Annotated in this window: 11 protein-coding genes; 5 read left to right on the top strand and 6 right to left on the bottom strand. The window is 68.6% G+C overall.

Annotated features, from left to right (window positions below; translation table 11 throughout):
• The first annotated feature begins 74 nt into the window (after window positions 1-74).
• Entirely contained in the window at window positions 75-758 is a 684-nt protein-coding gene (locus tag FXF50_RS18245; RefSeq protein ID WP_370464128.1) for an NADPH-dependent F420 reductase, read from the top strand.
• Window positions 759-836: 78 nt separating this feature from the next.
• Here the strand turns inward: FXF50_RS18245 and FXF50_RS18240 are convergent, their stop codons facing one another.
• Entirely contained in the window at window positions 837-1,322 is a 486-nt protein-coding gene (locus FXF50_RS18240) for a GNAT family N-acetyltransferase (protein WP_148429392.1), read from the bottom strand.
• A 48-nt stretch (window positions 1,323-1,370) separates the two neighbouring features.
• Between FXF50_RS18240 and FXF50_RS18235 the strand changes: the two genes are divergently transcribed.
• Entirely contained in the window at window positions 1,371-2,318 is a 948-nt protein-coding gene (locus tag FXF50_RS18235) for a threonine/serine dehydratase (protein WP_148429390.1), read from the top strand.
• Window positions 2,319-2,389: 71 nt separating this feature from the next.
• Here FXF50_RS18235 and FXF50_RS18230 read toward each other — a convergent pair whose 3' ends face one another.
• A complete protein-coding gene (locus tag FXF50_RS18230) occupies window positions 2,390-2,740 on the bottom strand; it encodes a DUF2203 domain-containing protein (RefSeq protein ID WP_091320183.1) in 351 nt (116 codons plus the stop codon).
• A 190-nt stretch (window positions 2,741-2,930) separates the two neighbouring features.
• Between FXF50_RS18230 and FXF50_RS18225 the strand changes: the two genes are divergently transcribed.
• Window positions 2,931-5,084, top strand: a complete 2,154-nt coding sequence (locus FXF50_RS18225; RefSeq protein WP_148429388.1) for a UvrD-helicase domain-containing protein — start codon at window positions 2,931-2,933, stop codon at window positions 5,082-5,084.
• On the opposite strand, the gene FXF50_RS18220 is transcribed toward FXF50_RS18225, so the two are convergent.
• Genes FXF50_RS18220 through FXF50_RS18205 form a run of 4 tightly spaced genes read right to left on the bottom strand, consistent with a single transcriptional unit; the run spans window position 5,023 to window position 10,563 of the window.
• On the bottom strand, window positions 5,023-5,529 hold the full coding sequence (locus FXF50_RS18220) for a hypothetical protein (protein WP_222866075.1): 507 nt from the start codon (window positions 5,527-5,529) through the stop codon (window positions 5,023-5,025). The two genes, FXF50_RS18225 and FXF50_RS18220, sit on opposite strands and share 62 nt — an antisense overlap.
• 9 nt (window positions 5,530-5,538) lie before the next feature.
• Window positions 5,539-7,266: an AIPR family protein gene (locus FXF50_RS18215; RefSeq protein ID WP_148429384.1), complete on the bottom strand. Its 1,728-nt coding sequence runs from the start codon at window positions 7,264-7,266 to the stop codon at window positions 5,539-5,541.
• A 40-nt stretch (window positions 7,267-7,306) separates the two neighbouring features.
• A complete protein-coding gene (locus FXF50_RS18210) occupies window positions 7,307-8,500 on the bottom strand; it encodes an McrC family protein (protein ID WP_148429382.1) in 1,194 nt (397 codons plus the stop codon).
• Window positions 8,497-10,563: an McrB family protein gene (locus FXF50_RS18205; protein ID WP_148429380.1), complete on the bottom strand. Its 2,067-nt coding sequence runs from the start codon at window positions 10,561-10,563 to the stop codon at window positions 8,497-8,499. Before FXF50_RS18205 ends, FXF50_RS18210 begins: the two co-directional genes overlap by 4 nt.
• A 57-nt stretch (window positions 10,564-10,620) precedes the next feature.
• On the opposite strand from FXF50_RS18205, the gene FXF50_RS18200 reads away from it, so the two are divergent.
• The gene (locus FXF50_RS18200) at window positions 10,621-11,304 is read left to right on the top strand and encodes a DUF429 domain-containing protein (protein WP_148429378.1); all 684 of its coding nucleotides are present in this window, start codon (window positions 10,621-10,623) and stop codon (window positions 11,302-11,304) included.
• A gap of 254 nt (window positions 11,305-11,558) precedes the next feature.
• On the top strand, window positions 11,559-15,263 hold the full coding sequence (locus FXF50_RS18195; RefSeq protein WP_222866074.1) for an AAA family ATPase: 3,705 nt from the start codon (window positions 11,559-11,561) through the stop codon (window positions 15,261-15,263).
• Window positions 15,264-15,272 lie beyond the last annotated feature (9 nt).

Genomic DNA, 15,272 nt, shown 5'->3' with positions numbered 1-15,272 from the left:
AAGGTTTCCTTCGCCGCGAAAACCTAGCGTCCTGGTCGGGAATTCCGGCGGCCGTCCCCGGGTTGGCACCGGACATGACAACTGTGGGACTGATCGGCAGCGGCAACATCGGCGGCACGGTGGCTCGGCTGGCGGTGGCCGCCGGTCACGACGTGGTACTGAGCAACTCGCGCGGACCGGAGACGCTCAAGGAGCTGGTGGACGAGCTGGGCCCCCGGGCCCGGGCCGCCACCCCGGCCGAGGCGGCGGCGGCCGGCGACCTCGTGGTCGTCACCATCCCGCTGCGGGCCTACCGCGACGTGCCGGCCGGACCGCTCGCCGGCAAGGTCGTCATCGACACCAACAACTACTACCCGGACCGGGACGGGCGCTTCCCCGAGCTGGACGACGAGTCGACCACCACGAGCGAGCTGCTCCAGCGGCACCTGCCGGGGTCGCGGGTGGTCAAGGGCTTCAACAACATCTACTTCGAGCACCTGCGTGCCCTGGCCCGGCCGGCCGGCGCGCCGGACCGTACCGCCCTGCCGATCGCCGGAGACGACCCGGCCGCCAAGGCCACCGTCACCGCGTTCCTCGACTCGCTCGGCTACGACGCGGTCGATGTCGGCCCGCTCGCCGAGGGCTGGCGGTTCCAGCGGGACACCACCGCGTACGCCGGTCTCTACGCCGCGGACGGCGACTGGGCGCACCCGGCGCCGGTGGACGCGGAACGGCTTCGGGCCGCCCTCGCCGCCGCCCGCCGCTACGCCGACAGCTGACGCTCGCCACCGGAGGGCGGACGGCCGCGCCGCCCTCCGTTCCGGCGGTCCCCGGCCGGGTACGCGCCGGCCGGGCCGTCACCCCGCGTCGTCGGGGAGGGTCAGTCGCATCGCCGGATCGGCGGTCTCCCGGAAGCCCAACGCCCGGTAGAGCGGCCGGCCCGCCGCCGTGGCCCGCAGGTCGACCGTGCGCACGCCCCGCTCGCGGAACCAGTTCAGCAGCGCGGTCAGGCACGACCGGGAGTGGCCCTGCCGGCGATGGCCGGGGTCGGTGCTGACGTTGAAGACGTAGCCGACCAGGCCGCTCGGGTTGCCCGGTCCGCCGAGCCGTCGCTCGGTGGTGCCGACCGCGCAGGCGGCCAGCGCGCCGCCGTCCGGCGCGTCGACCACGAAGGCGGCCAGCCACGGCTCCGGTTCGGCCAGCCAGGCCCGCAGGTTGTCCCGCGCGGCGTCCTGCCAGGAGCCGGGCGGCGTCGGGGTGCCGCTCATCGCGGCGAGCATCAACCCGCGCAGCCGGACCAGTTCGCCGGCGTCCTCAGGAGTCGCCCGCCGTGCGTCGGCCATGTCCGGCACGGTACCCGTCCCTGCGTGCGGACGGACTAGGCTCGCTGGGTGCGGTTGATCACCGGCGACGACATCACAGCGGCCGAGAAGCGCCTCGACGGGCGGGTGCTCCGCACCCCGCTGCTGGAGGCGCCGGTCCTCGGCGCCGAGCTGGGCGTACGGCTGGCCGTGAAGGCGGAGAACCTCCAGCACACCGGGAGCTTCAAGGTCCGCGGCGCCACGAACGCGCTGCTCGCCCACGCCGAGCGCGCCGGCACGCCGGCCGGGCTGGTGGCCTTCTCCGCCGGCAACCACGCGATCGCGGTGGCGCACGTCGCCCGCGCCGCCGGGCTGCCCGCCGTGGTCTGCATGCCGCCGCACGCGGTGCCCGCCAAGCTGGCCGCGGTGCGCCGGCTCGGCGCCGAGGCGGTGCTCACCGACGACCTGCTGGCCACCGCCGAGGCGGTCGCGGCCGAGCGCGGCTTCCACCTGCTCGCGCCCTTCGACGACCCGGACGTGATCGCCGGTCAGGCGACCGTGGGGCGGGAGATCCTGGCCGACGGCCCACGCCCCGACCTCGTGCTCGTACCGGTGGGCGGCGGCGGGCTGATCAGCGGGATCGCCGCGGCCGTCCGGGCGGGGTCACCGACGACCCGGGTCGTGGGGGTGGAACCGGACGGGGCCAACGCCATGTCGTACGCGCTGCGGACCGGGACGCGCACCCCGCCGGCCCGCCCGGCCTCGGTCGCCGACGGCCTGGCCGCCCCGTTCGCCGGGCGGCACACCCTGGCACATGTCCGGGCGCTGGTCGACGCGGTCGTGGAGGTGCCGGAGGCGGCCATCCTGCCCGCCTGGGCCGACCTCGTCGAGGCCACGAAGCTGCTGGTGGAGCCGGCCGCCGCGGTCACCCTGGCGGCGCTGCGGGCGGGGCTGGTCGAGGTGGCGCCCGGCGAGCGGACCGTCCTGGTGCTCAGCGGCGGCAACGTGGCGCCGGCCGCGCTGGCCACCCTCGGCTGACGGTCCCACCCGGCGCCGGGCATCGGCCGGCTCTGGCGGGTCAGGCCAGGCGGCGGCCGTGCTCTGGCGGGTCAGACCGGGCGACGGCCGGCGAAGCCGCACTCCACCCGGTGGTACCAGCGGACGTCGGTGTCCCCCTCCAGCCAGCACCAGAGCACGGCCCGGCCGTCCCGCTCGCCGGGGAAGTCCAGCAGCACCGGGGCAATCCCCTTCACCTGGATGCCGTGCTGGTGGAACTCCTCCACCACGGCGTGCAGCCGGGCCTCCAGGGCCTTCACCTCGGCCAGCCCGCCGAGCGCGCTGACCCCGTGGTCGGCCAGGTCGATCCGGAGTTCGGCGAGGTCGGCGCGGAGCCGGATCAGCTCCTCGACGCGCGGCCGCAGGGTGGCCACCAGGTGTCGCGCCTGGGCGAGAGTGAACACCGCGCCAGTATGGGGCAGAAGTCGTTCCCATCGCTGCTCCCCCGGCCCTGTCGGCTCACTGCTCGTGGCAACACAGTCGATTCAAGATCGCGCGGACAGCGAAAGACATGGTCCGGGGCCTAGGATCGACCTGGCGTAGTCGTCGAGGCACAGAACCGAGTCCCAGGACGAGGAAGGGTGGACAGTCAGGATGTACGACCACCGCTTCACTCCGATCTTCAACGACTGCATTCAGCGCTACGTGTCGCGGCCAGAGGTTCTCGCCGCACTCTCGCAGACGTTGACCGAGCTTTCGGTGAAGCCTTTCGGCAACCCTCGGCTGCAGACCCACGCCGTGCGCAAAGCACAGCCGGAGACGTTTACCTCGTATGTCACCAATCAGGGGCACCGGCTGATCTGGCGACGGGTCGGCAACGTGATCGTGCTGCTGCTCTTCGGCGAACATGATGCCGTCTACCGTCGCGCCGAGCGGCTGCGGCTCGAAGTCGACGACACGCAGAACGTGCTGCGGGTCATCGACGAGGACCCGGAGACTGGGCGCGACGTGCCGTACACCAAACGCCGGGCCGAAGAGGGGCGACTCTTCATGGCCTGGAACGACGCCGAGCTTGCCGCCTTCGGATTCGAACCGCAGGAAGTCAAGGTGCTTCGCCGGCTCAACGTCGATTCCGACCTGACATCGCTCGACACGCACATGCGGCCGGAGGCGTGGCAGACGGCGATGAACCTGGCGATGTACGGCGACCCGAGCGGCGAGCCGACCACGCCGGTGATCGAGGATGAGCCGGCTCTCACGGCCGAACCGACCGCTTCGGTGGACGAGCAACTCTCTGAAGCGCTGAGCACCCCGCAGACCAGCCCCGAGTTCGTGCCGGTTCCCGCAGATCGGCTCGCCGAATGGCTGGCCAAGCCCATCGAAGACTGGATGGTCTACCTCGACCCGGCGCAGCAGGACCTGGTCCACCGGACGTACAGCGGACCCGCCCGGATCCGTGGTGGCGCGGGGACTGGGAAGACGGTTGTCGCTCTGCACCGGGCCCGGGCCCTGGCCCGGCTTGGCAGAAAAGTCCTGATGACCACCTACGTACGCAACCTGCCAGAGGTCTACCAGCAGATCTTCGCCCGGTTCGCGCCGGTCGAAAGGGAGTTGGTGGAGTTCGCCAACGTGCACCGTTGGGCGCTGCAGTACCTGCACCGGCACGGTACGCCAATGCGAGTCGACCCGCGCGAGGCCGACAAGGCCTGGCGCGCCACGTTCAACCGCCTGGTCACCGCGACCAGTCCGCTCAAGAAGGCGGGGCTCAGCTCGGCGTACCTCTGGGAGGAGGTGGACTGGGTCGTCCGCGGTCGCGCCCTACCCGACCTGGACGCGTACCTTGCCTTGGAGCGCAACGGACGGGGGACCCGGCTGTCGAGCGAACTCCGCGCCCAGGTGTGGCGGCTGGCCACGGAGTATGCAGCGGAGTTGAGCAATCGTGGTGTGGCCGACTTCACGGACGTGCTCCTCCGGGCTCATGAAGTCGCGCGGAACAGCCCGCCCGAGTATGACGCGGTCATCGTCGACGAGGCGCAGGACCTGACCGATGCCGCCCTGCGTCTCCTCTACGCGCTGGTGGGTGACCGGCCCAACGGCCTTTTGCTGGTGGGTGACGGACAGCAGTCGATCTATCCCGGTGGCTTCAACCTGGCATCCGTGGGCGTCCAGGTACGGGGGCGCTCCCACGTCCTGACACACAACTACCGCAACACGCGACAGGTGTACGAGGTCGCTCAGGCGATCGTGGACAGCCATCCGTTCGACGACGGGGGCGACCGGCCCGAGCCGGGACTGCGTGCAGTCGAAGTGTCCCGCACTGGTGCTCCCCCGGTCTTCTCATCGAACCAGAGCGAAGAGGACCACGATCTGGCGCTCGCCGCGGCGATCGACTCCGTGATCGCGGGCGGTACAGGAATCGGTGATCTTGCTGTCCTCGTTCCCACTCATGCGCTCGCCCGGCACTACACGGACCTGATCGACTCGCTGGGACTGCCGACCCAACGGCTGGAGGATTACGACGGCAACCCCACCACCCTGGTCAAGGTCGGCACCTACCAGCGGGCAAAGGGGCTGGAGTTCAAGCAGGTCTTCCTTCCCCGGCTCGACCCTGACGGGCTTTCGGAGCGCCGTACCCGTGGCGAGGACGCCGACGCACACGCGGAGAGGATCGCCCTGGTGCGGCGCCAACTGTTCGTGGCCATGACCCGGGCACGCGACGGGCTCTGGCTGGGCTGGGTCGGTGAGCCTAGCTCGTTGCTACCGCCGTCGCTGACGGGTAAGTCGGCAGAGCCTGCTCCCGCGACGTGAGCAGCGGCTGCAAGGCTCGCTGTAGCAAAGTGGCGTCGGCCTGGGGCAGGGGCAGCAACGCCCGTCGCAGGTAGACGCTCCACGCCTGGGGCTTGGGAAACGCCGACAGCTGCACGACCAGCGGCTGCAGCTCCAAGCCGTCTGGGTAAGGCACGAGGCGGTTGATCTCCAAGTCACAACCGGAGACGAAACGGCGCCCGGCAATTTCGACTGGCTCGTCCAGCGTGCGGGCGGCGCCGCGAGCGGTCGCCACCCCGATGATCCGGCCCCGGTCCCGAGTCGGGTTACGCCAGGCGCCCCGGGTGGCGTAGAGATAGAGCGAATCGCCGGCGGCGAGGGCCGCAACCTCCGCGCGGGGCGTGGCGGGAAAGGCCATCCGTTGCTCGCGGAGCACCCAGCCAATGGCGTCGCGGTCGCCGAGGATCAGCAGGTACGAGCGGGACACCGCAATAGCTTACGACGGCAGCTCGGCTGCCCCGCGCCGCACGCGCTCGGCGAAACGCTCGGTGCGAACGAGGTCGCTCAACAGCACGCCCGGTCGCTCCGCCTCCGCCTCCTTCTGCGCCCCCACCACGACCAACAGCAGCTCAAGGAAGTGATACTCGGAGTCCAGGGGGTTCCAGACCACGTCGAGAATCTTGTCGCAGGCGTTCTTCCCGGCAGACCCGTGAGGCCAGGACCCCGTGCCGACCAGTCGGGCTTTCAGCGCGGCCAACAGGTGATGACGGGCCGCACGGTAGCCCCAGAATGCCCGCTTGTTTCGGAAGAGCCACTCGAGCCGGTAAAAGGCGGCCGCGGCGGTGTAGTAGACGCGAGGATCGTGGTTTGGCTTGAAGAGCATCTTCTCGTACTTGCTCTTCAGCCTTGCGTAACGACCCGTGCCAGCGGGATCGTCAAGGACCATCGCCGCGTAGGCCTTGGTCAGCTGCGGCCGAGTGATAACCCGGGTCCGCTCGACGCTGGCTTCGCCGCTGTACTGACGGGACCGCCGCTCGTAGTACAGCCGGCGGGACTCGGGGTGAGCGGCGAAGTAGTCCTCGAGCTTCTTGTGGAACGATTCGCGCGCCGCGAGGTCGTCCTCGCTGACAGCCGTCTGCCGGTTGGTCGCCGCGATGATCCCGCCAATAACGTCTTCGTCGTTGGACTGGATGAGTCGGACGTTGACATACACACCGTCTGTCAGGGTCTCCCTCTGGTCGAACAACACATGACAGGTCTGACAGCCGTTGACGATCTGGAAGTCGCGGATGTGGACCTCCTCACCGGCGGTCCTCATCTCTCGGGCGACGATCGTGATCCCGTTGTTCAGCACGGCGAAACGGTCACGACGATCCGGATCTAGGAGACTGCGGCGGATCTCGCCGTTGACCGAGTTGTAGCCTTGGAAGTCGCGAACGTTCTCATAGAAGAGGACCTTGCGAATCCCGCCGTTGGGGTCGGTCAGAATTTTCTCGACGAGCTTCCGCGCGGGGAGAACCGCGACAAACGCCTGCTCAACGCCGGGGATCTTCGGTAATGGAAGTTGCTTGGGCATTGTGAAGCTGGCGCCGACCGCCTCCGTAGCCTTCCGGTACAGGTCTCTCAGCTCGTCGGCGCCGACTGCGAGGACCTCTACGTCCTCGAAAATGTTGAGGTCGCGTAGGCGCTGAGCCGCCGCGATCCGCTTTTCGTCAAGCAGGTTGTCGCCGGGCCGGCCCGTCGTGACGTAGTGAACCGAGAGCTTTGGCAGGGCCTTCTTGAACTTGCTCACGTCCTCGTACACGGCGCCGATGCAGGCACGCAGGTTCGCGATGTCCTCCGACCGCTTGTACGTCATCGGCTCGCGCCGGAACACCTGGACGAGATTGTCCGCGAGATCAGTGAAGACCTTGGCTTCGAACTTCTCGCTGCGCTTGGCCTGAATGACGACGAAACGGACGTCCAGTTGCTTGGCCTTCTGCACCGCTTCGCGGACCTCGTCGGCATCTCCCAGGAGGTCACCGTTGACGACTACACCCGCGACATCGATCCCGAGATCACCGCCGCCGCCCATCCGGAACTGGTCGGGGTTGAAGTCATCCTCGTGGTAGCCGCTCAGCACGCAGTAGCCGGCGAACGCCTCAAACGCCTCGGCCTCGTTGAGGGCACTGAGTTCCTGGTCCTCCTGGAACTTCTTGGTCAATCCCTCGATGATGAGGTTCACTGACCCTCCCGACCTCGCGGTTACTGGCTGCGAGGCAACCCTAGCGAAGAGCGACAGTCCATGCAGGATCCGAACGGGTTATCTCTTCACCCAGCCTACGAGTCCGCGCGAGGAGCTCTTCGGGTTCGACGTTGAGATCGAGCGCGTGGCAGACGATCTCGACCTCGGCGTTGCGGACGACATACCGGACCGGCGGGTGCTCGCCGGAGGCGTAGACCAGGTGCCCGCGCGCCAGCCGGTAGGCAATGCAGTAGGCCAGCATCTGGTAGGCGTCCTCGCGCGCCGTGTCGGCCTTGTACTTGGCGTCCACCACCGCGCCGACCTCGCCCGAGCCACGCCGCCACAGGATGTCGGGTCTCAGTTCCAAGCGCCGCCGATCGTCCAGATGGTGGTGCGCTTGCAGCACGACCGTGCCGCCGTGCGCCGATTCGATGGCCGCGCGGAGCGCGACCGAGAGGAAGTCCTCATACACCCGCCACATGTCGAGCAGGAAGGCGTTGGCGAGAACACCACCCCGGCCAGCCTCGACGGAGGCGCCGGCGAGCACCAGTTCGGCGAGCCGAAGCGCGACGAGCAGCCGCTCGTTGAGCCGCGTCGCGCGCCAGGCCGGCGCGGGCTCCCCCGGCCTCAGCCGCGTGACCCCAGCGAACCGCCCGGCGAGGTGGCGGAGCATCCGCCGGGATCCGGCATCGATCCCCGGTACGCGCAGCATCCGGTCGACCGCGGTGGCGAGGATCTGGTTCTCGGGGATGTCGACCGTGTAGTCGTCGTGGCGAATCTCCAGCGGCAACGCCAAACCCGCTCGCCGGCTGAGCTGCGCGGTCTCTCGGAGGCGGCCGCGGAGCACCGGTGAGGTGTCGTCGACCGTCCGGTAGCCCTGGAGCAGGCCCTGGCGCAGCGCGCGGTCGATCTGTCGCCACAGGGCGGCGGCGAGCGCCGGCACCAGCCCGGCATGCTCGGTGAGCGGCACGCTCTCGTCGCGCCAGCCCTTCGGGTTGCGTGCGTACCCGACCAGGAAGAGCAGCCGCGCGACCGGCACCTTTGGCTCGATGTGCAGCTCCACCCCGCCGACCCGGGCCGCGCCGACCTTCCTGCCGGCGCGTACGCTCCACACTCCGGCGGCCGGTCCTGGGTGCACGTCGACGACCTCGGACGCGGCGAGGCGACGCGCGTCGTCGGCACCGAGGTGCACCTGCACCGCGGGGCCGGCCTCGCGTATCCGGATCAGGGTCATGGTTGGTGCGGCAGCGACTGGCGCAGCGCGTCGAGGCCGTACTGCTGCTCGACGTCGATGTCGTCGGCGTAGTGAAGCTCGACGAGCAGCGGCAGGATGTCGTGCCGCCACACCCGGTCGAGCCCGTCCGGCTTGGCGTGGACCGATTCCCGCATGAAGTAAGACGGTCCGATCGCGTAGTCGGCGTCGGCGAGCCGCAGGTTGAGCGCGTCGAGCAGTGCGGGCGCGTCCGACGTCAGGCCCTCCCGGTCCAGCCAGCGGCGCAGCAGCCCGGAGACCGGCGGTTTCGAAGGATGTAGCTCGACGAACGCGAAACGCCGCCGCATCGCCGCGTCGACCAGGGCGATGGATCGGTCGGCGGTGTTCATGGTGCCGACGAGGTACAGGTTCGCGGGCAGGGTGAAGTCCTCCGCCGAGTACTGCAACCGGATGCGCTGTTCGCGGTACTCGAGCAGGAAGTACAGCTCACCGAAGATCTTGGCCAGGTTGCCCCGGTTGATCTCGTCAATGATCAGGATGTACGCGGTGGAGGGGTGCTCCCGAGCATCGTCAGCGAGCTGGCGCAGCGGGCCGGAGGTGAGCTTGAACCGCAGCGTTCCGTCGTCGCCGCTCTCCGGCCGGAAGCCCTCGAAGAAGTCCTCGTAGGTGTAGGAGGGGTGGAACTGGATCAGCTTCACGGCGTGCGGCTCGGTCAGTCGGGCCGCCAGCTTCTGGGCCAGGTACGTCTTGCCGGTGCCCGGCGGGCCGTACAGGATCACCTGCCGCCGCTCGGTGAGCAGGTCGCGTACATCGGTTAACCAGGCGACATCCGTGAGCAGATCGGCAGCCGTCTGAGGTGTCACCTCGGCCAGCCGCGCCTCGGGAGTCGGCTCAACAACCGTCTGATCGGAGATCAGGTCGGCGTAGAGCCGGTCGAGCGCGTCGAGTGCGTCGGTCAGGTCGATCAGGTCGTCCTGGCTCTGGGTCAGAGTGGGCAGCGGTCCGGTCAGGTCGGTGAGGTCCCGTGGTGAACCGACGTTGAGCCACCGCGCAGGCCGGCGCAGGTTGGACCGCCGATCCGGTGACTCCTCGAAGTAGGCCGCCCCGTCGACCAGGCCGAGGTAGATCTCGCCCCGATGCATGGTCATCAGGTAGTCGCCCGGGCGCATCTTGCGCAGGAACGCGCTGAAGTAGCCGAGCAGCTTCTCCCGCACTGAGTAGCTCTTGTGCCGGTACTCCTCCTCGACGATCTGCTGGAGGCGTTGGGGCTCGATCTCGCCATTCAGCTCCGGCAGCTGCGACGCCGCAAGCGACACCCAGCCGTGCGCCAGCCACTCCGGCACGAGGTCGACGCCGTCGACGTTCGACCCGCGCACCAGCCAGGCCCGGCGTGCCGCCGGCTCCGCCGGAGGCACCCTGTCCACAACGAGGTCGACGGTCACCCGCTGCTCCGGGTTCGCATGCCGGCCATCAAACTCGACGCCCTCCGCTATCAGCCGCTTGCGCAGGTCGTCGCCTCGATGCCGCGAGTGCTGGTAAGCAGCGGACGGCACTTGGCCATCGGCGGTCAGCACACGGTGCGAATCCTCGACGTAGGTGTCGGCGAGCAGATGTGCAATGTCCTCTGCTTTCCCATCCACCAACTCCGCCAAATCTTCGTAGGCAGTCCAAGAGCCGGCGGGCACGTTGTCAACAGCGGCCGCAATGGTGTGCAGCTTGCTCTCGTACTTCTTACGCGCCTGCTTCCGGCTCCGGACGATCTCGCGGTACTGGCGACTGATCTCCCCGTACAGCTCATCAGCACTCGGATAGGCTTCCAGCGCGGCACGGCCCTCACTAGTGATCCACCAGAGGGCGTTTCTCTTGACCATCCAGCCAACCGTGGCCGCGTCGCCCGTGTGGAAGTGTGCCGCGACTACCCATGCGGCTGCCCCACTCTTCTGGGGGCGCAGCTCGGCCTCAGTCAGCTCGATGCGCTGCGGAACCTCTGCCAACACAACCTTGCCAGGCAGTCGCTCAGCGGCGTCGCGCAGCACCTCTAGGCAGGTGCGCACCAGTAGTCCGTACCGGACGCCTTCGGGCATGGTGCTGACCTTTCGGACGTAGCGAGGGGTAATCAGCACAGCCTACGGTCGGTTGCCATGACGAAGCTACGGGTGCTTGGGGTGGACGGCTGCAAGGACGGCTGGGTGGCGGTTGAGCTGCATGACGGCGTCTTCGCGAAGGCACACCTCGCCCCCAACCTGACAGCACTGCTTGCCGAGCGTCAGGACGTCGATGTGGTAGGGCTCGACATGCCGCTGGGGCTGGCCAAGGCGGGGTGGCGCCAGGCCGACATCGCAGCGGCTGCCGCCCTTGGCACAGCACGAAGCACCGTGTTCCGGGTGCCGCCGCGACCGGTCTGGCTCGAAGAGGAGTACGAGGCGGCAGTCAAGCGCTGCCGGGAGATCACCGGACAGGGCTTCAGCCGGCAGGCATGGGCGTTACGAGCAAAGTTGCTGGAGGCCAACGCCTACCGGGACCGCGACCAGCATCGGGTCTACGAGGTGCACCCCGAGGTGTCGTTCCGGGGGATCGCCCAAGGCCGCACCCTGGCATCGAAGAAGACGTGGCAGGGCCAGATGCAGCGACGCGATCTGCTCGTGGAGGTGGGCATCGCGGTGCCGGCAGACCTCGGTGCCGCGGGGCGAGCCGGCCCGGATGACGTGTTGGACGCAGCTGCCGCCGCCTGGAGCGCTCACCGCATTGCCACAGGCCATGCCATCAGCTACCCCGACCCGCCCGAGGAGCATGCGTCCGGAGACACTATCGCCATCTGGTGCTGAGGATTCTGGCGGCTGGTCAGCTTCGACCGGCCAAAAGTCTCAACGGAAGCGTTGCCCAGTCATTTGGGACATCGCCCACCATCACCGTGCGATATACAGAGTGCTCACCCAAGGCTCGGCGCGTCGTGGTCGGGTCTCCTCGCGAAGGGCTGATCGGGATGAGCGGTGGGCTGCATCTATCGGTACGGGTGCCGTGGCACGACAGCGGTTGGGCAGGGACGGTCTGCAAGCGGCCTCTGGACAACGCATCGTGTGTGCTGCTCAAGAACATCGGCGAGCAACGCGAAGACGAGTACGAAGCGGCCCACGCCGACAAGCCGCTCGACCTCGTCAATCCGAACCGGATCCCGTGTGTCGGCGAGCGCGGCTCCTTCATGAGCCCACACAACTATCAGCTCATGAAGGAGCACCCGTACCGCCGTAGCCCCGCATTGAAGGGAAAGCTCCAACCCACGCCGGTGACCGTGCCGGCCTACGGCGTGCATGCCACGCCCTACTTCTGGCTGCACCGGGACAACGTCGCGGAAGTGCTCCGCACCACTGACGTCGAATACCGTGAAGAGCTCGAAGAGCTTGTCAACGACACTCTGAAGTTCAAGCCACAGTGGGTCATCCACGGCGACAACCAGCGCGCCCTGATGACCCGTTTCTTCGCCGACGTCGAGCCGGGCAACGCCCTCGTCTTCTTCTACCTGAAGCATTCACCGTTCACCGCCGCCGGCACCAGCGGTGGACGAAGTCTCCTCGTCGGCGCGGCCCGCATCAACGACATCGAGCTGCCCGGCGCCTGGCAGACCACCGGATCGACGCCGTTCCCCAACCACATGTGGGAGACCAACGTCCGGCACTCCCTGCGACCTGACGGCAAGGACGGGGTGCTGCTGCCGATGGCGGAACTGGCGGCCCTCGACCTGGATCCGGACGAGCTCGGCGACGCGCTGGCCTGGGCCCCGGAGTACGGCAGCCGGGAGTTCATGTACGTCACGGAGCATGTCTCGGACGACACTGCAATCGCGGCGCTTGAGCGGCTCTACCGGGCGGCGGAGCGCTGTCTCGACCTCGGCTTGGACGTGCCCTCGGTATCGCTGGACTGGCTCTCGGACCGTATCGCCGAGCTATGGACGATGCGCGGCCCGGCTCCCGGCCTTGGTGCGGTCCTCGAGGCCCTGTCCGTACCGCACGGTCCGGTGGTCGCCCGGGCGATCGCCCGGCAGACGCCCGAGGGCGTAGACCCCTGGGATTTCCTCGGCGAGGCGATGGAGGAGCCGACAAGGCTGAGCCCCGAGCTGGCCAAGAAGCTGAGCGGCACCCCGCGCAAGGTGTGGCGCAAACTGCCCGACGAGAAGCTGCGGTTCCTGAAGCTGCTGACCCGCTTCAACCTCACCGTCGCACAGGCCGAGGCGCTGCTGACCGGTGACACCGAGATCGACCTGAGCCACGGGGAGTTGCTGGAAGACCCCTACCACGCGTACACCTGCCTGCTGGGCGGCCCGGCCGAGGTCGCCTTCGACGTCATCGACCGAGGCTGCTTCCCTGAAGCCTCCGTCCGGGCGGCCTTCCCCCTAGAGGAACCGTCGGCGATGGTCGACGCGGCGGACGAACGCCGGGTGCAGGCGCTGCTGACAGCCGTCGCGGAAGAAGCCGCAGCGACGGGTGACACCGTGGTGCCGCTGGGCCGCATGCTCGACGCCATCAAGGAACGGCCGCTGGTCGAGCCGTGTCCGCTCACCGAGGAGGTGCTGGAGGCCCACGAACTCCACCCCTCGGATCTCAGCTACGACGACGAGTCGCCGTACTGGCCGCCGGTGTGCGGGACGGAACTGGCCGACGGGTCGCCGGCGTTCAAGCTGACCCGGCTGGAGACGACAAGCCGGCTGATCCGAATCACGGTCGACGAGCAACTGGCCAAAATGCGTCACCAGGTGCCGGGCGACGTACGCGCGGTCCTCGACGGGGCGCTGCCCGACTACAACTCGAACGACGCGGACGACATCGCGGCCGAGGAGCGGGCACGTCTGGAGAAGACCGCCGCGCTAGCCGAACTGTTCGCCGCTCCGTTGAGCGTGCTCAACGGACGCGCCGGCACTGGCAAGACCACTCTGATTCACGCCCTCGCCAACCACCCGGATGTCCATGGCGCTGGCGTGCTCCTGCTTGCCCCGACCGGCAAGGCACGGGTGCAGCTCACCAAGAAGGTCAAGTTGCCGGCCCAGACCCTTGCCCAGTTCCTCGGCAAGTACGGCCGGTACGACCGGGACACGGGCGTCTACCTGATCGACAGCAGCCGGCCCAAGGCACCGCGGTTCGGGACGGTGATCGTGGATGAGTCGTCGATGCTGACGGAGGAGCAGCTCGCCGCTCTTCTCGACGCGCTGCGGCCCCCGGACCGCCTCATCCTGGTGGGCGACCCGCGCCAGCTACCACCGATCGGTGCCGGCCGCCCGTTCGTGGACCTCATCGCACGGCTCGCCAGTGAAGGGGCCGTGCCCTCGTTCCCCCGGGTAGTTCGTGGATACGCCGAGCTGACGGTGCTGCGGCGGCAGTCCGGCCAGGTGCGCGACGACCTGATGCTGGCCGGCTGGTTCGCCGGTGACGAAATCCCGGAGGGATTCGACGAGGTGTGGCATCGGCTCCGCAAGGGGGCCGAGATGAAGACGCTTGCGGCACGCCCGTGGCAGGCGACGCGCCCGGAGCAGGCCATCGACGCGGCCCTCGCCGAGGAGTTGGACATTTCGGGGCCGAAGGCCGCCGCGAGGTTCGAGTTGTCCTACGGCGGACGGGAGAACGGACCGTGGGTGAACTTCCCCACGGGCGAGGATGGTGCCGGCGCGCGGTCCGAAGCGTGGCAGATCCTGTCCCCCACCCGTACCAACCCGTGGGGCACCATCGAGGTGAATCGACGCCTGAAGCGCAAGTATCGCGGCAAGGCGTTGAAGGACGCACTGCGGCCGCCGTACGAGCGCACGGTGCCGTCGCCGATCGGGGCGGAGCAGATCGTCCTCGGCGACAAGGTCCTCAACAATCAGAACCAAAACAAGGATGCCTGGCCCGCCGTCCCCGATGCGCTGAACTACGTGGCGAACGGCGAGATCGGTGTGGTCGTCGGGCAGATCAGCAAGAAGGGGTCGCCACCCAGGTACACCCACATCGAATTCTCGTCTCAGGTCGGGTCCCGCTACAGCTACCGATCGAGTAACGAGGACGACCCGGCGCTTGAGCTCGCGTGGGCGATCACCGTGCACAAGGCCCAGGGTTCGGAGTTCGGCAAGGTCTTCGTGCTGCTGCCCGGGTCTTCGCGGCGTCTGTCCCGGGAGTTGCTCTACACCGCGCTCACCAGGCAGAAGGAAAAGGTCGTCCTGCTGCATGAACGGCCGATCGACGAGCTGTTCGAGCTGACGCGGTCAACTGGCTCCGAGACGGCCCGCCGGCTGACGGACCTGTTCGCGCCTCCCGCGCCCCGCGAGGTGCTGCTGCCGGACGGCACCGCAGCCGGCGTACTCGACACCAACCTGATCCATGTGACATCGAACGGCATCCTGGTGCGCAGTAAGAATGAGGTGATTATCGCCAGCATCCTGGAGGACCTGGCGCCCGGTGCATGGGAGTACGAGAAGCCCCTTGTCGCCGGCGAGGTCACCCGCTTCCCCGACTTCACCATCACGGGCTCCGATGGTCGGCCGGTCTACTGGGAGCACCTCGGCATGTTGGACAACCCGCACTACGAAAATGCCTGGGAGGGCAAGCGGGCCTGGTACCGCGAGCAGGGTGTGCTGCCCCAGGACGAAGGCGGCGGCCCGAAGGGCACGCTCATCTGGACCGACGATCGAGACGGGGTCGATGTACCGGCGTGGACCGACCTGGCCAGGTCAGTGCTCGGATCCGGCCCGAGTGGGGTGCGGGTGCCGGCACGGCGCGCAGCCAAGAAGGCAGCGCCGGCAGCGGCTCGCACCCGGAATTGACGAAACCTT

The organism is Micromonospora sp. AP08 (genome assembly GCF_008085935.1).
Lineage (GTDB): Bacteria > Actinomycetota > Actinomycetes > Mycobacteriales > Micromonosporaceae > Micromonospora > Micromonospora chersina.
Note: the sequence above shows the minus strand (reverse complement) of the source record. Positions and strands in the feature narration are given on the sequence as shown.